Here is a 21,157-nt window from a genome sequence, read left to right on the forward strand (position 1 = left end):
AAGAGAAGGCGAACCTGATGGTAGAAAAGGGATCGTTGTACCGTCGACTGCTGTCTGATGTTCGGGGGGAAGTGATGTCAGAACTGGCATCGCGTGCCCGATACGCGACCGATGCCTCAATCTATCAGATGATGCCGGACGCTGTGGTGATCCCCCGATCCACAGAAGATGTTCAAGCCGTGATGTCCGTTGCGCGGGACGAAGGATGTTCGGTTCTTCCTCGCGGCGGCGGCACGTCGCAATGCGGACAAACGGTCAACCAAGGTGTTGTGCTGGACAACACAAAACACTTGAACCGCATTCTAGATGTAGACGTTGAGAAACGTATCGCGCGCGTTCAGCCCGGTGTTGTTCTGGATCAATTGAACCAAGCGTTGAGAAAGCATGGCCTATGGTTTCCCGTTGACCCCTCAACCGCGTCTCGTTGCACTCTTGGGGGGATGGCAGCAAACAACTCTTCAGGCGGAAAGTCTCTGCGATACGGGATCATGCGAGATAACGTCCGCGCAATAAACGCAATCCTAGTTGACGGCATGGAAGCGCGGTTCAGCGCTGATACGACCGCATCTGGCGATTATGCAGATCTTGTTGGTGACATGCGTGCTCTGGGCCGTCGCGAAGCTGCTGAAATTGAAGCTCGTTTTCCCAAAGTCCAGCGTCGTGTAGGCGGGTACAATATCGACGCGCTCGTAGGTAACGACATCAACATGTCCCATTTGCTGGTGGGGTCAGAAGGTACGCTGGCTTATTTCACGGAACTGGAATTGAACCTGGCGCGATTGCCGGGCGAAAAAGTATCCGGCATATGCCATTTCCCGACATTTCATGCCGCAATGGAGGCCACCCAGCACATCGTGACGCTCAACCCTCAGGCGGTAGAGTTGATCGACGACACCATGATTGCATTGGGGCATGAAATCCCTTTGTTTCGCGAAACGATTGAAGCTTTTGTAGAAGGCAATCCCGAGGCCCTCCTGCTGGTTGAATTCGCCGAGGGCAGCGCCGAGGCCAATGCCAAAAAACTGGTCGAGCTTTCGCAACTGATGGGAGATCTCGGCTTTGATTTCAACGGGGTAAAGAACCGATGGGGCGGAGTTGTTTCAATTACGGACAACTCTTTGCAGAATGCTATCGCCGAGTACCGGAAATCCGGGTTGAATGTCATGATGTCGATGAAAGAGGCCGGCAAGCCAATCTCATTCGTTGAAGATTGCGCCGTCCCGTTGCCCGACCTTGCCGATTACACCGCTGGCCTGACCGAAATTTTTGCCCGACATGGCACCAAGGGGACATGGTACGCGCATGCCTCGGTCGGGTGTTTACATGTTCGTCCTGTCCTGAACATGCGGCAGGATATAGACGTCCGGACGATGAGAGAGATTGCCGAAGAGACCTTTGATCTAGTCAAGAAGTACAAAGGGTCTCATTCAGGTGAGCACGGTGATGGGATCGTAAGATCAGAGTTTCATGGCAAGATGTTCGGCCAACGTATTGTGTCAGCGTTTGAAGAAGTTAAGACGCGATTTGACCCTTTGGGTGTGATGAACCCCGGCAAGATCGTACACGCACCTGCCATGGATGACCGCCGACTATTCCGCTACAGCTCGGACTATTCCGTTCCAGAATTCGAGACTGCGTTGGATTGGTCGGCTTGGCCAGGTGCTGGAGGAGGATTCCAGGGCGCCGTCGAGATGTGTAACAACAACGGTGCGTGTCGCAAACTAAAGGGTGGGGTTATGTGCCCTTCCTTCCGCGCGACCCGAAACGAACGCGATGCAACGCGTGGACGGGCGAACACGTTGCGTTTTGCCATCAGCGGGCAGATGCCGGGCGGTTTAACGTCAGACGCGATGATGGACACGATGAAATACTGCGTATCCTGTAAGGCGTGCGCTCGGGAATGTCCCACTGGCATCGACATGGCCCGAATGAAGATTGAAGTGCTGTCTGAGAAGCGAAAAAGAGAAGGGCTGAAACTAGCCGATAAATTAATAGCTTATCTGCCCCGATATGCGCCAAAAACCGCAAAAGTTGCGTGGCTTTTGAATTTACGAAATAAAATTGGACCCTTGCGTAAGCTCTTGGAAGGCCCAACTGGCATTGCCGCGCGACGTGACCTTCCAGAGTGGTCCTCCGATCCGTTCCGAGATGCCGAGGCGCAGGACAACGATCCGCAGGTTTTGTTGTTTGCCGATGTGTTCAACCGGTATTTCGAGCCTGATAACCTGCGCTCCGCAGTCCGGGTTCTGCGTGCGCTAGGGCTACGGGTCGCTGTAGCCCGGGATGACCAGACAGGAAGGCCGCTGGATTGCGGGCGCACTCTCTTGGCCATGGGTTGTGTTGACGAAGCGCGCCACGAGGCACAGCGCGTGATTGGCGCGACGCGAGAGGCGGTTGCCAAAGGTGTGCCTGTGGTTGGACTGGAACCTTCTTCCATCCTCACTTTCCGGGATGAGTTTATGGCTCTTTGTCCAGGACCGGAAACGGAGAAGTTGTCGAGCGTCACACATACTTTTGAGGAATTTCTGATCAAACAACCGGACTTGCCCCAGAAGCCATTAGATCGCCCAATTTACCTGCATGGACATTGCCACCAGAAAGCACATGATGCCGATAAACCCATGCTCAACCTTTTGAGACGCATTCCCGGAGCACAAGTTCACATGATTGAAAGCGGTTGTTGCGGCATGGCCGGCGCATTTGGATACGCGCCCGAAACTATCGATGTTTCTATGAAGATGGCACAACTCGACTTGTTCCCGGCGCTGGAAGCGGCGCCTATGGATGCAGTTATCGTGGCAGATGGCACATCTTGCCGCCACCAGATCGCCGAAGGCACGCCGCGCCAAGCAATTCACGTCGCACGCCTGTTGGATATGGTTCTTGATGTTTAGGAAATGAAAAATGAACCTAACAGATAGCATTGATCGCCCAACCCTTCACGAAGAACTGGTCGAACGCTTGCGCAACCTTGTTGTCGAAGATGTTCTGAAGCCGGGAGAAAAAGTGCCCGAAAAACAACTCTGTGACTCGTTGGGCGTCTCAAGGACACCCTTGCGTGAAGCTCTTAAGGTGCTTGCATCAGAAGGCTTTGTGATACTTCAAGCCAACCGAGGTGCCCGGGTCGCAAGTGTCACACGAGAGGAGTTGGAGAATGCGTTTCCAGTGCTTGCAAGGCTTGAGCAACTGGCAGGAGAGTTGGCGTGTCAACGGATGAACTCTTCGGAAATTAAACAGATCGAGCGCTGCCACAAGGATATGCTGAAAGCCTATAAGTCACGTGACCGGCAGGCGTATTTTAAAGCCAATCAGGACATCCATCAGGCATTAATAAAGGGCGCGCGAAACGACATCTTGGAAAGCCACCACAAGCTGTTGGCCGGGCGGGTCCGCCGCGCGCGTTTTATGGCCAACTTGTCGGACGAGCGCTGGGCACAGGCAATTGATGAACACGAAGCCATGATGCAATTGCTAAAAGCTCGTGATGCAGATGGGCTTGGCAAAACCATGAAGCTACACATGATGAACAAGCTTTCGGCCCTTGTGAAAGCACTAGAGGCAGAGGACGGGTCGCTCTGCTGAGTTCTGTTTCAAAGCGCTTGCCAATTTTCCTCGGATAAGTCCCTAGTCAGTGTTGATACCAGGAAATGGGGGCTTCAGCCCACAGTCCAGGGCCAGTTTGTTGAGATCTCGACAAAGCGCGGGGTTAAGCCTCACACCGTCTTTGCGGCGGGCTTCAGCCGCGGCCGTTTTTCTATCTCCGGGCAAGCGTACCGGCTCATGACCGGGCAGGGGGGCGGATGCGCGCATTTCGGAAAAGACACGGGCTGCGTTAGAAGCAAAGTCTTTTTCCATTCCAAAGGCTGCCGGATCAAGCGCCATTACAAATTGCCCTGTGTTTGTGGATGATGTCGTGTCAGAGGTGAAGTTGACCACGTCAGAGCCGAAGGCAGCGCCGTTTAAGACCCCGGCCATCAACCCGATAGCTACAGAAAGACCGAAACCTTTTGGACCGCCGATCGGCAACAGAAATCCTTCTGACTTGCGGGCAGGGTCCGTCAATGGGTTGCCATCGCGCCCAACCATCCAACCCTCGGGCATGGGCTTGCCTTGCTGTAACAGGGTCTTGATCTTACCCATCGCGGCGACAGTCGTCGCCATATCAAAAACAAACGGATCAGGCTCTTCGGCAGGGGCAGAAAAAGCGATGGGATTGGTACCAAGAAGCAAGTCGCTACCGCCATAAGGCGGCACGTGGTTTGCACTGCCCACCGCTGCGGCCATGCCAAGCATCCCAGCCTCGGCTTGCGGGCGCACATATAGTGCGAGTGGTCCTGCATGGTTGCCGCGCCGTACACCGACCCATCCGATGCCGGCCTCTTTTGCCTTTTCTATTGCAAGATCTCGCGCCGCCGACATAGCCAAATGGCCAAGACCGTCATCTCCGTCGATCAAAGCCGTTGCGACAGTCTCATGTGCTACAGCGACTTTTGGCGTTGGATTAGAGCCGCCACCCGCCAACCGCGCAAGGTACTGGCGCAGGCGAAAGACACCGTGCGTACCGTAACCATAAATGTCGGCCTCGACCATCAGGGCGGCCACCTTTCCCGCATCTGCTGTTGGCACACCTTGAGTTTCGAGTGCGCTCGCCACAAATTCACGCAGGGTCTGGCAGTTTATTTTCACAAATTCAGAAGTCATCTCTTCCAACTTGCTCTTTGTGCCAGAATACCAATTTACGCTGTGTCCAAACCACTGTTGCAAAAACGGCCAGCCCGACGAGGCTGAGATACAGGATCAACGAGAACACCCGAGGTGTATTGAGCTGCGAGGCCGCGACACGGATCAGCTCGCCAAATCCCTTTCCTCCGCCCAGGAACTCTCCTGTTATCGCGCCTGCCATAACGCCGACTGCTCCGATCTTGAGGCCGGTGAATATCTGCGGCAGGCCCGTCGGCAGCTTCATCTTGATCAGCGTCTGCATCCGGCTCGCGCCCATCGTCTTGAACAACATGCGCGCGTTTTCGTCGGCGGCATGAAGTCCAGCCGCAGTACCAACCACGATTGGGAACGTGGCGATAAAGGCGGCAAGTGCCACCTTGGATTCAATACCAAATCCTAGCCAAGCTACGAACAGAGGGGCGAAAGCTACCTTTGGCATCGTATCGATAGACACCAAGTACGGCATTACAGCTTTTTCGCCAAAGGCCGTTTCGCCAACCAAAACACCCAGAGAAAACCCGATCGCGATTGCTAGCGCAAATCCATATATGACCTCTTTTATGGTGATCCACAGCGCTGCCAGCATGTAACCACCGGTCAAAAGGTTTTGCCCCACAAAAATCATGTCCTTAAGGGTTTCCATAGGCGTCGGCAGAATGATTGGAGAGACTAGTTTAAGGCTGGTCACAGTCTGCCAGGTTCCGACGAAGACCACGAAGACAAAGGTCATCGCCAGCCAGCGAGGAACCGAGTCGATAAAGTGAACTTTCTGCTCCCAAACAGTGTCTTCTGAGGCGTCAGCGTCTTTTACGGAAGGTGAGTAATTCTGAACTTCGCTCACATTTCTTCTCCCTTATCCAGGAGGCTGCGAATGTAGTCTACGATAGCGCCGAATTTCGGTGTCGTCATCATATCGAGTGTTCGTGGACGTGGCAGGTCGACCTCAACGATTTCTGCAATCCTGCCCGGGCGCGGCTTCAAAACGACGATTTCGTCAGACAAGATAACAGCTTCCTGAATTGAGTGCGTCACAAGAAAAGCGGTCGCATCCTGTTCCCGGCAAATCCGCTGCAACTCCATATTCATCATGTCACGTGACAATTCGTCGAGCGCACTGAACGGTTCGTCCATCAAAAGTACGGCTGGTTCGGTAATCAGCATCCGACAGATCGAGGCGCGCTGCGCCATGCCGCCCGATAACTCGTTCGGATATACGTTCTCGAACCCTTGCAAACCCACGATGTCCAAAAGTTCCTGCGCCTTGGCCATAGCTTGCTTGGCCGCGGCCTTTCCGTCGCGGATCTCAATCGGCAATACGATGTTTTCGACTGCAGTTTTCCACGGGAAAAGCGTTGCCTGCTGGAACATCATACCAATGTCCCGGCGGGTTCCCGTCACGGGTTGCCCCTGAAGGATCACACGCCCTTTGGTGGGCGGGATCAGACCCGCCATGATCTTGAGCAGAGTTGACTTTCCGCATCCGCTGGACCCGATGACAGATGTGAAACTGCCTTTCCGAAGCGTCAGATTAATGTCCTCAAGCGCAACAACAAGATTGCGCGCATAGGTCTTGCTTACATGGGTCAACTCGTAAACCGGCGTGCCCAAGGGCGCGCCGGAAAACTCATGTGTGACTTCAGCGTTCATTTGCTGGCGGCCTCGTTGCCGATGGCGGCAAATTCGTTGGTCCAGGCGGCGCTCAGATCATCCAGCGGCCCTGGGATTTCGCCCCCTGCAACAAGTGCGTCTTGCCATTCCTGCCAAACTTCGGCGGGGTACCATCCCAGACCATTGCTTGGATCTGCTGCTATGGTTTTCGAGCGTACGGCATCAAACAGCGCTGACTGGAACTCCTTGTCCTCGCCTTCCTGCGGATTGCCGTCCGCCAGATGCTTCAACACAGCTTCGCGGTTGGCATCATCCAGCGCAAAGGCATGACCACGAGCGAAAGCGCGGCTCCAGGCTTCGACCAATTCGCGGTCGTTGGCGATTGTGTCGGCCATTGTGGCGATGCCGTTACCGAAGAAACGCCCGAACTCTGCAGGCGTAATGTCGCGCACGGCCATTCCGCGTTGGTTCAGAATTGCCGTGTCAGCGGTGGACGCGGAATACGCGTCGATTTCGCCATTCAGGAAAGCCGCGGTCGCAGGGCCACCGTCGCCGACAGTCAGGAAGGTAAAGTCTTCCCCTTCTTTCATTCCCGCGCCAGTCATCACGTTGCGTGCAAAGCCCACTTCCGCGCCATCGGCAGTACCTGTCCCGATGACTTTGCCCCGCAATTCTTCAACGCTTTGGATGTCAGAGTCTTCTGGCACGGCGATGCCGAAGTTGCTGCGAGCCGCAACGTTGTAGATGTGAACCGCATCCACATCGCGCGAGCGTGCGGCAATCAGCGGGCCGGGGCCGGGGCGGCCGAAGTGGGCTTGACCTGCGGACAACGCCTGAAGCACGGCGCCTGAGCCGTTGATCGCCTCAACTGTCACATCCAACCCTTCATCCGCAAAATACCCTTCTCCAATGGCGACAAAAACCGGAAATGAATTGATTGCCGAAGGGCTTGGCTGAACGAAGGTTATTTTACGCAAGTCCTGCGCAAAGCCTTTTGTTCCTAGTGCTCCTGCTACCGGAACCGCCGAAAGCAAGGACGCTGTAAAAGTCCTTCTGTTCATCATTGTAGTCTTCCTCCCTTGCATGGTTGGCACCCCGCAGATTCAGCGATGCAGGAGCCACTTACACGGCGCGCACGGTGTTTCTGAGCGTGCCAATTTCTGAAATTTCGCAAACCACCATGTCTCCATCTTTCAGGAACTGTGGTGGATCCATTGCATAGCCGACACCAGACGGCGTGCCGGTTGCGATTACATCACCCGGTTCCAAGGTCATGCCTTCTGACAGGGACGCGATCAGCGTAGGAATGTCGAAAATCATATCCGACGTAGTTCCGTTTTGACGCTGTTCACCGTTGACCGTTAATCCAATTGATAGTGAGTGCGGATCGCTGATTGCATCAGCCGTCACTATGCAGGGACCCAATGGGCACGACCCATCCAAACCCTTGCCTTTGAAGTACTGGCCGCCATGGCGACGTTGGATGTCGCGGGCTGTAACGTCGTTGAGGATCGTATAGCCAAATACATGATCGAATGCATCGGCCTTAGCGATATTGCGCCCTGGTTTTCCAATCACAATTGCCAATTCAACCTCATAGTCGATGGCGTTTGAAACTGTGGGGAAAACCAGAATGTCTGCCTCAGGTGCTACGATTGAGGACGGTGGCTTTGTAAAAAACACCGGATGCTCGGTTACACCAACGTTCTGTTTTTGTGCCCGATCACCTTCGGCAATGTGTTCAGCGTAGTTGCGACCAACACAGAACACGTTTTTGCGCGGAGCAGGAATAGGGGCCAGAAATGGCGCATCTTCGGGGACCAATGCGTCTTTCAACTCACCTGCTTCGGCCGATGAAACGATGGTTCTCAATACTCCAAGCGTCGCTTGGCCACCTGCTATAAGCTGCTGCATTGAACTGGCGTCCAGCGCTTTGCCAATCATTTGTGCTGCGCGCAAAACGTCCAACCTGCTGTTGTCGCCAAGTATTGCCACGCAAACGGCGCGACCCTCTACCGAAACAGTTGCTAATCGCACTCGGCACTCCTCCCTCGTGCTGATGTCAAGCTGCGGTCGCGGATCTTGTCCGACGACTCGTTTCTTGCTTTTCTCTTGCCCTTGAGTTTTTTCCGACTTGGCGTTTCAATCAATCAACCAATCACCGAATTGGGTGGAGATATGAGCGAACCAACCGAACTTGCACAAAGCGTACGCGACCTGATTAACAACGCCGGATACCGGCATAACGACAGGCTCCCGCCTGAGCGTGAACTCTGTTCGAAGCTTGGGACAACCCGTAACCAATTGCGAAGAGCATTGGCCGAGCTTGAAGCGCAGGGGCTTATCTGGCGCCATGTCGGTCGGGGAACCTTCGTCGGTTCAAGGCCGGTTCTCAACCTCACCGACGTTACTTATTTAGGCAATCAAATCAAACCTGAACAGGTTGTATCGGTGCGATTTACGATCGAGCCGCAGCTTAGCCGCCTGGCGGCGCTCCACTCTACTCGCTCTGATCGTGAGCAAATGAGGCTCTGCGCAGACAAATGTCGTACTGCAGAGGATTGGCGCACTTACGAAGCTTGGGACAACAACTTGCACCACGCTATAGCCCGTTCCACCCGTAACCAACTCTTTCTATACTTTTTTGAGACTTTGAACTCGGTTCGAAGATCGATTGTTTGGGGGCAGCCGCGCGAAACCCTTAAGCCCGCAGAAAACTATTCCAGCTTTACCGAACATGATGTGATCGTGTCGGCCATAGCAAAGGGAGACTGTGAACTTGCGGCCAGTGCCATGGTGGATCACCTGAAATCTGTTTATTCACGTGTGCTGCCAGCAAGCATTCAATCCGAGGACTGAAGCAGTGCTCATGCCCAACCAATTTAGGAAATGGTTGGGGTGGATCGCAGCCGTGGCTCTTGCAAACCAGCGCAAATTTTGGCGATGACTTGATAAGCGGCCACGTCCGTTTGAATGTGGCGTGGCATCGATCGGAAGGTTTCTGTCCGCGTGGAAATCCGATCTGTGGCAATCAAACGATCAGGAGGAAAGCGATGTCCGATCACGTCATTCCCGCGCCGCAGGTGCATGTAATACCCGTAGCGGGGGGCGGCACGTTCCCGGTCCGTCGTGTCTACTGTATTGGGCGAAATTACGCGGCGCATGCGATTGAAATGGGCCATGACCCGAACAGGGAACCTCCGTTTTTCTTCCAGAAGAACCCGAACAACTTAGACCCTTCAGGGGAATTCCCGTACCCACCGCACAGTTCCGACGTGCACCACGAAGCTGAAATGTTCGTGGCGCTCAAGTCCGGCGGTACAAATATTGCAGTAGACGATGCACTAGATCATGTCTTTGGGTATGGTCTGTCGCTGGACATGACCCGCCGGGACCTGCAAGGGCAGATGAAAAAAATGGGTCGTCCGTGGGAAATTGGAAAGGCGTTTGAGCGCTCGGCCCCATGCGGACCTGTTCACAGGGTTTCAGAAGTCGGGCATCTCGACAGAGGCCCGATTACTTTGACTGTGAATGGTGAAATTCGGCAAGAGGGAGACTTGATCCAGATGATCTGGAAGGTCCCGGAGATGATCTCTTACCTGAGTGAATACTTTGAGCTCGCTGCCGGAGACGTTATCCTTTCAGGGACCCCTTCTGGCGTTGGCCCTGTAAACCGTGGCGATGTGATGGTTTTGGCAGTCGACAAGCTGGGCAGCCTGTCTGTCCGCGTGACTTAGCAGCCAGCGTGATCCCCTATCTCTGCGAGAGTTGCCGATGCTTGAGTGAACGGAAAACGGATGCCCCATTTAGTCGCTGAATTGATCGCACACCACGCTGAGTCCGCGAATGCCGTAGGCGCTCCAGGCCGATCTTGGTTGAGCTACCTTGAGCTACGCGCGCTTTGCGCAAAGGTCAAAAAGGACCTGCACCAGATCGGAATAGGTCGCGGCGACCGAGTGGCAATTGTGTTGCCCAACGGCCCAGAGATGGCGACGGCGTTCATATCCGTGGCTCAGGTGGCGACGACGGCGCCACTCAATCCTGCTTATACCTATGAAGAATACACTTTTTATCTCAAGGACCTGAACGCCAAGGCCCTTCTTGTAAATGATAACGAAGAGGGCCCGGCCGTAAGTGCTGCAAGGGATCTGGGTGTCGCTGTCCTAAGGGTATCTCACGATAGCTCGTGCAAAGCCGGACAGTTTTCCGTTCTGTCCTGTGACCCAATTGGCGTTGCTGATGCGTCCGCGCCGGCTGAAGATGATGTTGCCCTCATACTCCACACATCAGGAACGACGTCGCGCCCCAAGATCGTTCCTTTGACGCAGGCCAATATCTACGCGTCGGCACGAAACGTGGCTTCATCATTGAATCTTACAGCCGATGACCGCTGTTTGAGCATTATGCCCCTGTTTCATATCCACGGGCTGATTGCTGCTGTCGCTGCTTCTCTAGGCGCTGGGTCTCAAATTAGTTGCACTCAAGGCTTCAACGCTCTTAGCTTTTTCGCTCAGTTCGCTGAAGTCGATCCAACATGGTACACGGCAGTTCCGACAATGCACCAAGCCATTCTCGCCCGAGCTGCCCGAAACCAACCGGTCATTGAGCAATCGCGATTGCGTTTTTTGCGGTCTTCTTCCGCGTCGTTGCCCGCGCCGGTAATGGAAGAGCTGGTGGCGACATTTAATGCGCCCGTAATCGAAGCATACGGCATGACTGAGGCCACGCATCAAATGTGTTGCAACCCGCTTCCTCCACAAAGGCAAAAGCCCGGGTACGTCGGAGTAGCAGCGGGTCCCGAAGTCAGAATTGCAGACGAGACGGAAAATGTTCTGATCGCTTCCCAGGACGTTGGGGAAATCGTTATCAGCGGGCCGAATGTGACACCGGGATACGAGAGCAACCCGCAGGCAAATGCAGATAATTTCTTTGAAGCGGACGGAAAACTCTGGTTCCGCACCGGTGACCAAGGGGCGTTCGACGATGAGAATTATCTGCGCCTGACCGGACGCCTAAAGGAACTTATCAATCGCGGCGGAGAGAAAATCAGCCCGCTTGAGGTCGACTCCGTGCTTCTGAGTCATCCCGATGTTGCTCAGGCCGTTTGTTTTGCCGTTCCCCACGAAAAACTGGGAGAGGACATAGCAGCGGCAGTGGTGCTGGCAGAAGGCGCTGTGATCGCAGGTCAAGAGGTCCGGGATTTCGTTGGCGCGCGGCTCGCGAAATTCAAGGTGCCGACTTCAGTGGTAATTCTGGATGAGATTCCAAAAGGTGCGACTGGTAAGATTCAACGGATCGGGCTCGCTGCTAAATTGGGACTGACCAAGGCATAGAAACATGAAAGTTTGTATATTTGGTGCTGGAGCCATCGGAGGTTTCGTTGCCGCGAAACTCGCGCAGACTGACGTCGACGTCAGTGTCGTCGCGCGTGGCCCCCATCTGGCCGCAATGCAAGAGAATGGGCTGACTATTCTTGAGGACGGGCGGGATCCGGTAAACGTCCCAATACGCGCCTCAGACAATGCATCCGATCTCGGGCCACAAGATTACGTCTTCATCACACTGAAAGCACATTCCGTTCCGGCCGTCGTGGGCTCAATGCAGCCGTTGATTGGGGACGAGACAACAATAGTAAGTGGAGTGAACGGATTGCCCTGGTGGTATTTCCACAAACTGGGCGGCCCCTACGAGGGGACGAGGCTGGCATCAGTCGACCCCGGTAACGTGCAGTGGGATGGTTTTGGGCCAGATCGAGTTCTCGGATGTGTTGTTTATCCTGCTGCCGAGGTCATTGCGCCGGGATCAATCAAGCATGTTGAAGGCAATCGTTTTTCGTTGGGCGAGCCCGATGGTTCTAAATCAGACCGCGCTGCCAAAATGTCGGCTGCACTGTCCTCTGCCGGACTGCGCGCGCCCGTAAGACCAAGAATTCGGGACGAAATTTGGCTGAAGCTATGGGGTAATCTGTCGTTCAACCCGATTTCAGCTCTTACTCACTCAACGCTGGACGTCTTGTGTGCCGATCAAGGTTCTCGTTCCGTAGCACGCGGGATGATGCTTGAGGCGCAGGAAATCGGTGAGAAGCTTGGTGTGAAATTCCCGATAGATGTTGAAAAACGGCTCGACGGCGGGGCGGCAGTCGGTGCGCATAAAACCTCTATGTGGCAGGATCTGGAGTTGCACCGGCCGATGGAAATTGATGCCTTGGTAACTTCAGTGCAAGAACTGGGACAACTTACCGGGATCTCAACGCCAACAATCGACACCGTAGCGTCACTGGTCAAACTGAGGGCAAAGGTCGCGGGTCTTTACTAAAGCTTCTTTGGGAATTGTAAGAAAGCTTGGACTGGGGCGGATAAATGACACTGGTTGGAAAGTGTCAAACAGGACCTTTGAGCGTTTATCCACGGCGTCGATGACAAGTAGTCGCTCCGGGTCAGAGTTGAAAGACGTGAGGCGCTCATTTCCTGGGGATTGAGATTGTTTGAAGCGGTGTGTGTGCACTCAACTGGCAGCCCTCTGGTCGGTTTTAGTGCGCTGGCACGTCAGGGTTTTGAGAAAAGGCTTCAAGTTAGTGCCCGTTTGCTTGGCCCGCCCTGCATGCTGTGTTTTACACCCGGGTTTTGTTTCACCGCGGAATTCTGCTGGACCTCGTTGCCCTTACCGCATGCTCAAGTGAGCTTTTTGCTCCGTACAACGCTGCCATTGTGTCGGTTTAAGGATGGAGATTGCACCGTTCCAAAGCGACCGAATAGGACCTTTGCCGCAAATCTCATTCAAGCAAAAGTGCGCCGCTGAGATCAAAGTGTTTGGGGAACATTGCGCGTAAAAACCGAAAGACAATCCTTATTGCCTCGTTACGATCAAACGAATCCGGGTGGAGGAGGTAATCTGTCCACATGCCTTCTAGCATGGCGAGTGTGCCGTGCGTAGCGTCGCGTGCAACCTGATTGTGGTTATCGATGCCGTCTTCTTTCGCAATTCTCACGAACGCATTAAAGACAAGGTTCCGAAGCTTTGCATCGCGGGTATCGGAAAATGCAGCGATTGCAGCTCGGTTTCTGGCCTCACCTCGAAATGCGTACCAAATTGAAACATTCTTCGCGTTAAGAATGGCCTCACTCAAATCGCCCCGAACAATCATTTCAATATGTTCCTGACCCGTTTGCCCGGTCCTTTCCAGAAGCGCATAGATGCCATTGTAATATTGCTCGGACGAGTAGCGTGCGGCTTCATCAACAAGGTTGTCTTTGCCACCGAAATGGAGGTGAATCATGCCGCGGGACAAGTCGGCGCGTTGAATGATTTCACTGACAGAGGTCTCAGAAATACCTTTCTCTGCAACAGAGTCGAGTACTGCCTCGATCAGAGATAGGCGGTTTCGTTCGCGTATTTCTTGGCGCTTTCCGGTCATTTTATCAGGTGGTTCTTTTTGTTTTCAATTGCTTGCGTTGTCTGCTGGCGACCCTTGTGAATTTGGTCGGCTCTGGTTGTGAAAATATCAGTTGACACAGGTAGTCAGAAAATTCCAGATTTAAATGGACGATTGTCCATTTTGTGATCGAAATTGTCACGCCATCAAAAGCAAAGTTCAGCAGGGAAACATGGCCGGAGTCATAAGAAGTGAAACGGGCAAGGGCCTGGCACTGAGCGCGCCTGCGACGCTCTATGTCGGGCTGCTTGTTGCGGTGCCTCTTTGTATTCTAGTTGCCTACAGCTTTTGGACGCAGACATATGTCGAGATCGACCGCACGCTGACATGGGCGAATTACCAAGAGGCGTTCACCGACCCTTTGGTTCGCCACTTAATGATCCGGTCTGTCGCGATTGCGGGGGCGGTGACACTGGCAACCGTCTGTCTGGCCTATCCGATTGCGTATTTCATCGCCTTTCGGACGGAGAAGAAGACTCTCTGGCTATTGCTGATAACCATTCCGTTTTGGAGCAGCTACCTGCTGCGGGTGTTCAGCTGGAAACTGATCCTTGGCTTTAATGGAGTGATGAACTCTGCCTTGATTTCGTTGGGGTTGATCCAGGAGCCGCTGACCTTCCTTCTCTACAACGAATTTGCCGTAGTTCTTACGCTTGCTCATGCCTGGGCGCCGTTTGCGATCCTGCCAATTTACGTGTCCCTGCAAAAAATCGATCGCAGCCTGTTGGAGGCCGCAACCGACCTTGGTTGCAGCAAGCTTGAGAGGTTTATCCGCGTGACATTGCCGTTGACGGTGCCAGGGATAATTGCGGCCTGCCTGATTATCTTCATTCCCACAGTAGGGGACTATGTCACGCCAGCCCTTGTCGGCGGTTCGCAGGGTAAAATGGTGGCGAACCTGATTCAGGTACAGTTTGGCGCGGCCAATAACTGGCCGTTGGGTGCAACCCTTTCGCTGCTTGCCATGCTTTCGGTTGGCTGCGTTGCGGTCTTGTTTGTGGTGGTCGTCACGGCCCTGGGGCGGAGGATCAGATGACCAAAGCTATCCGCATACCCTGGCTGCTTGTTTACGCCATTGCCTATCTGGTGTTTCTCTACCTGCCGGTTCTGCTTTTGCCGCTGTTTTCGTTCAACGACGGAACTATCGTGGCTTTTCCTCTCAAGGGCTTCACGCTGAAATGGTATGCGCAACTTGGTCAGCAGGACACGCTGCTGCAGGCGATGGTAAATTCGTTGATTGTTGGAAGTGTAACTGCGGTTATGGCAACGTCATTGGGCCTTTTCGCAGCACGTGCCTATGTCCGGTACAAATTCAAAGGGCGGGAGATGTCTGAAGGGTTGGTCATGCTTCCGCTGGTCATTCCAGGCATCATTGTTGCCAGTTCGATGTTGGTTCTGTTCATCAGCATCGGGCTGAAACCATCGCTGACAACGGTGATCCTTGGGCATGTTTTTGTGGCGCTGCCGTTCGCCGTTTCGATTATGAAATCCGCCTTTGACGATTTCGACCAATCCCTGGAAGAGGCCGCCTTCGATCTTGGCGAAAGCGTTGTGGGAACGTTTCGGCGTGTCACTCTGCCTATCGTCGCGCCGGGCATTATCGCCAGCCTGCTGGTCACGTTCACCGTGTCATTTGACGAATTCGTTCTGGCCTTCTTTCTGTCCGGAAACAGTCCGACACTGCCGGTCTATATCTGGAGCCAGATCCGCTTTCCGGCAAAATTGCCCAACACGCTCGCACTGGGGTCGCTGCTTTTACTGTCCTCGGTCCTGTTGCTGTTGATCGCCGAATATTTCCGCCGCCGCTCCACCCAGTCCTCAGATTGAAGCCAAGGGAACCGAACAAGATGAGCGAACAGAACATCATAGAAATTAAGGGCGTCGAAAAACGCTTTGGTTCTTTTGTCGCCGTGTCCGATCTGAACCTGACTTTGAAAGAGGGCGAGTTCTTTTCGCTGCTTGGGCCTTCGGGCTGCGGGAAGACAACAGCCTTGCGCATCATTGCAGGGTTTCAGGATCATGAAGAGGGCGAAATCCGCATTGATGGACGCACGATGGGCGACGTGCCTGCCAACAAGCGCCCCACAAATATGGTGTTCCAAAGTTACGCAATCTTTCCGCACCTGAATGTGGGCGACAACGTGGGATTTGGGTTGCGCAAAACAAAGCTCTCGCGGAAAGAGGTCAAGGACCGCGTTGCAGAAGCACTTGAGATGGTTGAGCTTGGTGGCTTGCAGGACCGCAAGGCAAATGAGTTGTCCGGTGGTCAGCGCCAACGCGTGGCGTTAGCACGTGCACTGGTCATGCGACCGAAGGTGTTGTTGCTGGATGAACCCCTGTCTGCGCTGGACAAGAACCTGCGCGAAGCGATGCAGTTGGAAATGCGCCGCCTGCAGCAGAAGCTTGGAATTACCTTCGTGATGGTCACGCATGATCAGTACGAGGCGATGACCATGTCCGATCGCATCGGCGTGATGTTCGCCGGGCAGCTCAAGCAAGTGGATAAGCCCGAGGTTCTGTATTCTCAACCGTGTAATCGGGAAGTGGCATCATTCATTGGCGGAATGAATTTCCTGAATGCGGACGTAACAGAAGAAGACGGCGAAGCTTTTGAGGTCACCGTGCAGGGCTTCGGGAAAATGACGATTAGGGTGAACCCCAACGTTTATGCACATGACAAAAAGCTGCTGGTCGGAATACGGCCCGAGCAATTGGAAATCTCTGCTGAAAAGCCAGACAGTTATGACGCTTATGTTCAGGGCCAGGTGACTGACGCTGCCTTTTATGGCGAGAGTGTCCACTACCACGTTCGCGTCGATGGATTGACAGAAACCATCGCTGTCGCGGTTCCAAATTATTTTCACACGGTCGATCACAGCCGCGGCGACACTGTCTGGCTGGGCGTTCAGAATGCGTCGGTGATCGATCTGGGCAAACGAGACACATGACTCTTTGGGAGGAGACAAATGAATAAAGCAGTATCACTTACGGCAGCAGTCGTTGCCACTTTTGCCGCAAGCCAGGCGCTTGCAAATGCCGCCGACCTGACCGTTTTCGACTGGTCCGGTTATGAGGATCAGGGGTTTTATGGCGACTACGTCGAAAAATACGGCGGGCCACCCAGCTATACCTATTTCGGTAGCGTAGAAGAGGCGTTTACCAAGCTGCAATCCGGGTTCGAGGCCGATCTGGCCCATCCCTGTACCGACGCTCTCAGAAAATGGGTCGCAGCGGATATGCTCAAGCCCATCGACACTAGCAAGCTTGAGAACTGGGATAAGCTGATGCCCAAGATCAAAGAGGTCGATGGCATCACGATTGACGGTCAGACTTACATGGTGCCGTTTGAGTGGGGCAATACCGGGCTGATTTATCGCACCGACATGATTTCAGCGGACGACGTTTCGCTGCAATTGCTGATGGATCCTGCCTATCAGGGCAAGGTTGCCATTCCAGACGCTGCATCCAGCGCATTTGCCATGGCGGCTTTGGCAACCGGGGCTACCAGTTATACCGATATGAGTGATGAGGAGTTCCAGAAAGCGGCGGACTACCTGCGCGCGATTCATCCGAATGTGCGCTTTTACTGGTCTGATGCGGGTCAGCTGGATCAGGCAATTGCCAGCGGTGAGGTGACACTGGGCTGGGGTTGGAACCAATCGGAACTGAACCTTATCTGGAACGAAACCCCGGCCGCCATGATGCGGGATGTAGACAAAGGCATCGCCACCTGGGTTTGCGGTTATGTGCACCTGAAATCCGCCAAGCAGTCGGATGAACAGGTCTATGACATGCTGAATGCGCTCAGCTCTGCCGCCAGTGGTAAGTACATTATTGAAAGCTGGGGATACGCGCATGCCAACGAGGATGCGTTCGCGCAGGCAGATCCAGAGTTGATCGAAACTTACGGGTTCTCGGACGTGGACAGCTTTTTTGACGGAAGCCTGTTCTTCGACGCGGTCAACCCCGAGCTTGAAGCCAAGATGTTGAAGGAGTTCGAGCGCATCAAAGCCGGATTCTAAAAACTCATGACACAGCCGGGAGTGGTGGCAGCTTAAAGCCCTACCACTCCCACAGAACTATTTCCAAATTTCTGGAGGAAGCGCGACAATGTCAGGCGCTGACGGATACTCTGTTCTCTTTGAACCGGTTCAGATCGGTCCTGTGACGGCCCGAAACCGGTTCTATCAGGTGCCCCACTGCAATGGTTTAGGGCACTTGCGTCCCCGGGCCGAAGCCGCGATGCGGGCGATGAAGGCCGAAGGCGGGTGGGCCGTTGTGAGCAATCAAGAGACTGAAATTCACCCCACTTCAGACCTGGCCCCCTTTGCTGAAAACCGGCTTTGGGATGAGCGCGATATCCCGGCGCTGCGCCTGATGACCGAAGCAGTTCATGAAAAGGGCTCGCTGGCGGCGATTGAACTGGCGCATAATGGTCATCATGCGCAAAACCATCTGAGCCGTGCACCCTTGTTAGCCCCGTCCGAGATCGCCCTGCAAACTGCCTATCCCAAGCAGGCACGGGCAATGGACAAGGCCGACATACGAGAGTTCCGTAAATGGCACCGTGCGGCAGCGCGACGATCGCGCGAGGCGGGCTTTGACATCGTGTATGTCTATGCAGGCCACCACATGACCCTGCCGCACCATTTTCTGCTGCCGCAGTTCAATGACCGAACCGACGAATATGGCGGTTCGTTAGAAAACCGGGTGCGTCTGACCCGAGAGCTTCTGGAAGAAACGAAGGAAGAGGTTGGGGATGACTGTGCCATTGCCCTTCGGTTTGCTGTTGATGAACTGATGGGGCCCGACGGAATGCAGGCGCAGGAAGAAGGGCGTGCCGTAGTCGAATTGCTGGCAGAACTGCCAGACCTCTGGGACGTCAACGTTGCGGATTGGAGTAATGACTCTGCGACGACCCGTTTTGAGCCTCGTGATGGGTTTCAAACCTCGTATATCGAGTTCGTCAAACATGTGACGTCCAAGCCTGTAGTGGGCGTCGGGCGCTTAACCTCACCGGATCTGATGGTGTCATTAGTCAAAAAGGGCATTCTGGACTTTATCGGCGCCGCGCGACCCTCCATTGCTGACCCGTTTCTGCCAAACAAAATCAGGGAAGGCCGCATCGAAGAAATTCGGGAATGCATTGGCTGTAATATCTGTGTTTCGTCCGACTCGCTGGGTGTCCCTATCAGATGTACGCAAAACCCGACGATGGGCGAAGAATGGCGGCGGGGCTGGCATCCTGAAATCATCGAATCCAGAGGGAAAGAGCAGGGAGCACTTGTTGTCGGCAGCGGGCCGGCCGGGCTTGAATGCGCCATGCAACTGGCGCGTCGGGGTTATGAGATAACCTTGGCCGACGCGAAAAAAGAGCTTGGTGGCCGCGTTTTGCAGGAATCCCGCCTAGCCGGGCTATCGGCTTGGAAACGCGTGACAGATCACCGGATCTACGACCTGCAGCAACGCGGGAATGTGCAACTTTTCACCGACAGCGTTTTATCCGCGCAGGAGGTGGTCGAACTAGGCATTCCGAATGTCTTTCTGGCGACCGGTGCCTCGTGGCGGCGAGATGGGCGCGGGAAGTCCGCATTCCAGGGCATTTCGATCGAGCCAGGCACTAAGACTTTCACTCCGGACGACATCATGTCCGGGGTAGTGCCGGGTGACGGCCCGATTGTGCTCTACGATGATGATCAGGCGTATCTCGGTGGCGTGCTGGCGGATCATTTGGCTCAGGCCGGGCGAGAGGTCATCTTTGTAACCCCGGCGTCGATGGTTTCACCGTTCACAGAATTGACTTTGGAACAGACCAAGGTGCAGCGCAGTCTTCTTGAAAAGGACGTTCAGTTGGTCATGTCCCACCTCTTGACCAGTGCGGCGCCCGGTCAGGCGAAATTGCAATGTGCCTACACTGGACGCGAGCAAATTATTGAATGTGGTTCTGTCGTGCTGGTGACGCAGCGAATGCGGGAAACTGCCCTTTACGACACGCTTCGCGACTTGAACGACAGCCCGCTAAAAAATCTGGAAATGATCGGTGACGCTGCGAACCCCGGTCTGATCGCCGACGCTGTTTATTCCGGTCACACGGCTGCCCGGAATTTCGAACGCGACGCGGGCGATGTCGACCGCGAATTTTTCCGCCGTGAAATCGTTTCCCTTGAAATTGTATGAGGTGCGCCATGCCAAAAGATGACTTGCAAGTAATGCGCGACTTGATGGAAGCGCAGCGGGAAGGCTTCGCCTTGCCACGTCATTTCTATACGTCTCAGGCAGTTTACGAGAACGATATCAGTACGTTCTGGAACCGCAACTGGATCTGGGTCGGTCACGTCAGCCAGATCGCAGAACCGGGTGATTATTTCCTGTTCGATTATGGGCCCGAGTCCATCATCATCGTTCGGGACCGCGAGGGCGAGGTGCGCGCGCATCTGAACGTTTGCCGCCACCGGGGATCGCGGGTTTGCATTGAGCAGAAAGGCAAGGCGCGCAGTTTCATCTGTCCCTATCACGCGTGGACCTTTGACCTGAACGGCAAGCTCCGGAACGGACGATCAATGGGAGCGGATTTTGACCCGGGCCAGTACGGGTTGTTCCCGGTTCAGGTGAAGATTTTTCAGGGCCTGATTTTTGTCTGTACAGCTGAAGATGCCCCGCCGCTGGATGCAGCGTTGGACAGGTTGGCCCCGCTTTCCGAGCCGTTCGAATTTGAAAACCTGAAGGTCGCCCACGAGGCCTCATACCCGGTTCCAGCAAATTGGAAACTGGCCCTTGAGAATTACCTGGAATGTTATCACTGTGCGCCGTCCCATCAGGACTATTCGCGCAGTCACTCTCTCAAAGACCCAGCTCAGGTACTTGAGTTCAGCGGGGCACTTCATGAACGGATGGCTGAAGCCGGAGTGCCCACTGAGGAACTGGATCTGACCGGAGAGAATGCGGGCGCACCGGGCGCAGATGTCTATTGGCGACGCTACCCGCTGTTCCCGGGTTTTCTGACCGGCAGCAAGGATGGAGTACCTCTGGCACCCCCCTTGGGTAAGTTGAAAGCCCACGACGGCGGGGCAACTGATCTGGGGATCGGGACACTGAACTACTTCCTCGTCTACGCAGATCACGTGGTCGGGTATCGGTTCGTCCCGCGTGCTCTGCAAGAAACAGATATCCAGATCGTATGGTACGTGCGCGGTGACGCAGAAGAGGGACGCGATTACGACAAGGATGCTCTGACTTGGCTTTGGCATGTCACGTCGCTCGATGACGAACGGATTATCCGTCACAACCAGGAAGGCGTGAATTCACACCGTTTCGAACCTGGGCCGCTGTCCGAGATGGAATGGAGCATTCCCGGCTTCTATCGCAATTACTTCAACATGATCTGATACGCTCAGA

Annotated in this window: 18 protein-coding genes; 12 read left to right on the forward strand and 6 right to left on the reverse strand. The window is 54.4% G+C overall.

Features of this window, described 5'->3' with window-relative positions:
- Positions 1-17 precede the first annotated feature (17 nt).
- Both ACR0IY_RS15190 and ACR0IY_RS15195 read left to right on the forward strand, forming a co-directional pair.
- A complete protein-coding gene (locus ACR0IY_RS15190; RefSeq protein WP_480674688.1) occupies positions 18-2,894 on the forward strand; it encodes an FAD-binding and (Fe-S)-binding domain-containing protein in 2,877 nt (958 codons plus the stop codon).
- A gap of 10 nt (positions 2,895-2,904) precedes the next feature.
- The gene (locus ACR0IY_RS15195) at positions 2,905-3,582 is read left to right on the forward strand and encodes a GntR family transcriptional regulator (protein ID WP_480674690.1); all 678 of its coding nucleotides are present in this window, start codon (positions 2,905-2,907) and stop codon (positions 3,580-3,582) included.
- Positions 3,583-3,624: 42 nt separating this feature from the next.
- Here ACR0IY_RS15195 and ACR0IY_RS15200 read toward each other — a convergent pair whose 3' ends face one another.
- From ACR0IY_RS15200 to ACR0IY_RS15220, 5 genes are read right to left on the reverse strand one after another with little or no spacing between them, the layout of a single operon-like run.
- Positions 3,625-4,701 (reverse strand): Ldh family oxidoreductase, encoded by a 1,077-nt coding sequence (locus ACR0IY_RS15200; RefSeq protein WP_480674692.1) that lies wholly within the window; start codon positions 4,699-4,701, stop codon positions 3,625-3,627.
- Complete coding sequence (locus ACR0IY_RS15205; RefSeq protein WP_480674694.1) at positions 4,691-5,563, reverse strand: ABC transporter permease; 873 nt, start codon at positions 5,561-5,563, stop codon at positions 4,691-4,693. The genes ACR0IY_RS15200 and ACR0IY_RS15205 overlap by 11 nt, the downstream gene beginning before the upstream one ends.
- The gene (locus tag ACR0IY_RS15210) at positions 5,560-6,369 is read right to left on the reverse strand and encodes an ABC transporter ATP-binding protein (RefSeq protein ID WP_480596280.1); all 810 of its coding nucleotides are present in this window, start codon (positions 6,367-6,369) and stop codon (positions 5,560-5,562) included. The genes ACR0IY_RS15205 and ACR0IY_RS15210 overlap by 4 nt, the downstream gene beginning before the upstream one ends.
- Positions 6,366-7,394, reverse strand: coding sequence for an ABC transporter substrate-binding protein (locus ACR0IY_RS15215; RefSeq protein ID WP_480674697.1), 1,029 nt, complete (start codon positions 7,392-7,394; stop codon positions 6,366-6,368). The genes ACR0IY_RS15210 and ACR0IY_RS15215 overlap by 4 nt, the downstream gene beginning before the upstream one ends.
- Before the next feature lie 58 nt (positions 7,395-7,452).
- Positions 7,453-8,367 carry a fumarylacetoacetate hydrolase family protein gene (locus ACR0IY_RS15220; RefSeq protein ID WP_480674699.1) on the reverse strand — a complete coding sequence of 305 codons (915 nt, stop codon included), beginning with the start codon at positions 8,365-8,367 and terminating at the stop codon, positions 7,453-7,455.
- 45 nt (positions 8,368-8,412) lie between these two features.
- Here ACR0IY_RS15220 and ACR0IY_RS15225 point away from each other — a divergent pair, with 45 nt between their 5' ends.
- The 4 genes from ACR0IY_RS15225 to ACR0IY_RS15240 all read left to right on the forward strand — a co-directional run bounded on the left by ACR0IY_RS15225 (position 8,413) and on the right by ACR0IY_RS15240 (position 12,645).
- Complete coding sequence (locus ACR0IY_RS15225) at positions 8,413-9,189, forward strand: FadR/GntR family transcriptional regulator (RefSeq protein ID WP_480674701.1); 777 nt, start codon at positions 8,413-8,415, stop codon at positions 9,187-9,189.
- 194 nt (positions 9,190-9,383) lie between these two features.
- On the forward strand, positions 9,384-10,067 hold the full coding sequence (locus ACR0IY_RS15230) for a fumarylacetoacetate hydrolase family protein (protein WP_480674703.1): 684 nt from the start codon (positions 9,384-9,386) through the stop codon (positions 10,065-10,067).
- Between the two features lie 60 nt (positions 10,068-10,127).
- Positions 10,128-11,663: an acyl--CoA ligase gene (locus ACR0IY_RS15235; protein ID WP_480674705.1), complete on the forward strand. Its 1,536-nt coding sequence runs from the start codon at positions 10,128-10,130 to the stop codon at positions 11,661-11,663.
- Positions 11,664-11,667: 4 nt separating this feature from the next.
- On the forward strand, positions 11,668-12,645 hold the full coding sequence (locus ACR0IY_RS15240) for a 2-dehydropantoate 2-reductase (RefSeq protein WP_480674707.1): 978 nt from the start codon (positions 11,668-11,670) through the stop codon (positions 12,643-12,645).
- Between the two features lie 457 nt (positions 12,646-13,102).
- Here the strand turns inward: ACR0IY_RS15240 and ACR0IY_RS15245 are convergent, their stop codons facing one another.
- Positions 13,103-13,744: a TetR family transcriptional regulator C-terminal domain-containing protein gene (locus ACR0IY_RS15245; RefSeq protein WP_480674709.1), complete on the reverse strand. Its 642-nt coding sequence runs from the start codon at positions 13,742-13,744 to the stop codon at positions 13,103-13,105.
- Between the two features lie 190 nt (positions 13,745-13,934).
- On the opposite strand from ACR0IY_RS15245, the gene ACR0IY_RS15250 reads away from it, so the two are divergent.
- The 6 genes from ACR0IY_RS15250 to ACR0IY_RS15275 all read left to right on the forward strand — a co-directional run bounded on the left by ACR0IY_RS15250 (position 13,935) and on the right by ACR0IY_RS15275 (position 21,147).
- A complete protein-coding gene (locus ACR0IY_RS15250) occupies positions 13,935-14,798 on the forward strand; it encodes an ABC transporter permease (protein ID WP_480674711.1) in 864 nt (287 codons plus the stop codon).
- Positions 14,795-15,589: an ABC transporter permease gene (locus ACR0IY_RS15255; protein ID WP_480674713.1), complete on the forward strand. Its 795-nt coding sequence runs from the start codon at positions 14,795-14,797 to the stop codon at positions 15,587-15,589. Before ACR0IY_RS15250 ends, ACR0IY_RS15255 begins: the two co-directional genes overlap by 4 nt.
- Positions 15,590-15,609: 20 nt before the next feature.
- Positions 15,610-16,710 (forward strand): ABC transporter ATP-binding protein, encoded by a 1,101-nt coding sequence (locus tag ACR0IY_RS15260; protein WP_480674715.1) that lies wholly within the window; start codon positions 15,610-15,612, stop codon positions 16,708-16,710.
- Between the two features lie 18 nt (positions 16,711-16,728).
- Positions 16,729-17,784: an extracellular solute-binding protein gene (locus ACR0IY_RS15265; RefSeq protein ID WP_480674717.1), complete on the forward strand. Its 1,056-nt coding sequence runs from the start codon at positions 16,729-16,731 to the stop codon at positions 17,782-17,784.
- 88 nt (positions 17,785-17,872) lie between these two features.
- A complete protein-coding gene (locus ACR0IY_RS15270) occupies positions 17,873-19,939 on the forward strand; it encodes an oxidoreductase (protein ID WP_480674719.1) in 2,067 nt (688 codons plus the stop codon).
- Between the two features lie 8 nt (positions 19,940-19,947).
- Positions 19,948-21,147, forward strand: a complete 1,200-nt coding sequence (locus ACR0IY_RS15275) for an aromatic ring-hydroxylating oxygenase subunit alpha (RefSeq protein ID WP_480674721.1) — start codon at positions 19,948-19,950, stop codon at positions 21,145-21,147.
- Positions 21,148-21,157: the final 10 nt, after the last annotated feature.

The organism is Ruegeria sp. BC1 (assembly GCF_056539305.1).

Excerpts from the sequence above, each read along its gene's own strand:
- ACR0IY_RS15240 (WP_480674707.1), top strand. The coding sequence starts at position 11,668 with ATGAAAGTTTGTATATTTGGTGCTGGAGCCATCGGAGGTTTCGTTGCC.
- ACR0IY_RS15245 (WP_480674709.1), bottom strand. The coding sequence starts at position 13,744 with ATGACCGGAAAGCGCCAAGAAATACGCGAACGAAACCGCCTATCTCTG.
- ACR0IY_RS15190 (WP_480674688.1), top strand. The coding sequence starts at position 18 with ATGGTAGAAAAGGGATCGTTGTACCGTCGACTGCTGTCTGATGTTCGG.
- ACR0IY_RS15230 (WP_480674703.1), top strand. The coding sequence starts at position 9,384 with ATGTCCGATCACGTCATTCCCGCGCCGCAGGTGCATGTAATACCCGTA.
- ACR0IY_RS15200 (WP_480674692.1), bottom strand. The coding sequence starts at position 4,701 with ATGACTTCTGAATTTGTGAAAATAAACTGCCAGACCCTGCGTGAATTT.
- ACR0IY_RS15270 (WP_480674719.1), top strand. The coding sequence starts at position 17,873 with ATGTCAGGCGCTGACGGATACTCTGTTCTCTTTGAACCGGTTCAGATC.
- ACR0IY_RS15210 (WP_480596280.1), bottom strand. The coding sequence starts at position 6,369 with ATGAACGCTGAAGTCACACATGAGTTTTCCGGCGCGCCCTTGGGCACG.
- ACR0IY_RS15260 (WP_480674715.1), top strand. The coding sequence starts at position 15,610 with ATGAGCGAACAGAACATCATAGAAATTAAGGGCGTCGAAAAACGCTTT.
- ACR0IY_RS15235 (WP_480674705.1), top strand. The coding sequence starts at position 10,128 with ATGCCCCATTTAGTCGCTGAATTGATCGCACACCACGCTGAGTCCGCG.
- ACR0IY_RS15250 (WP_480674711.1), top strand. The coding sequence starts at position 13,935 with ATGGCCGGAGTCATAAGAAGTGAAACGGGCAAGGGCCTGGCACTGAGC.
- ACR0IY_RS15265 (WP_480674717.1), top strand. The coding sequence starts at position 16,729 with ATGAATAAAGCAGTATCACTTACGGCAGCAGTCGTTGCCACTTTTGCC.
- ACR0IY_RS15275 (WP_480674721.1), top strand. The coding sequence starts at position 19,948 with ATGCCAAAAGATGACTTGCAAGTAATGCGCGACTTGATGGAAGCGCAG.
- ACR0IY_RS15215 (WP_480674697.1), bottom strand. The coding sequence starts at position 7,394 with ATGATGAACAGAAGGACTTTTACAGCGTCCTTGCTTTCGGCGGTTCCG.
- ACR0IY_RS15195 (WP_480674690.1), top strand. The coding sequence starts at position 2,905 with ATGAACCTAACAGATAGCATTGATCGCCCAACCCTTCACGAAGAACTG.
- ACR0IY_RS15255 (WP_480674713.1), top strand. The coding sequence starts at position 14,795 with ATGACCAAAGCTATCCGCATACCCTGGCTGCTTGTTTACGCCATTGCC.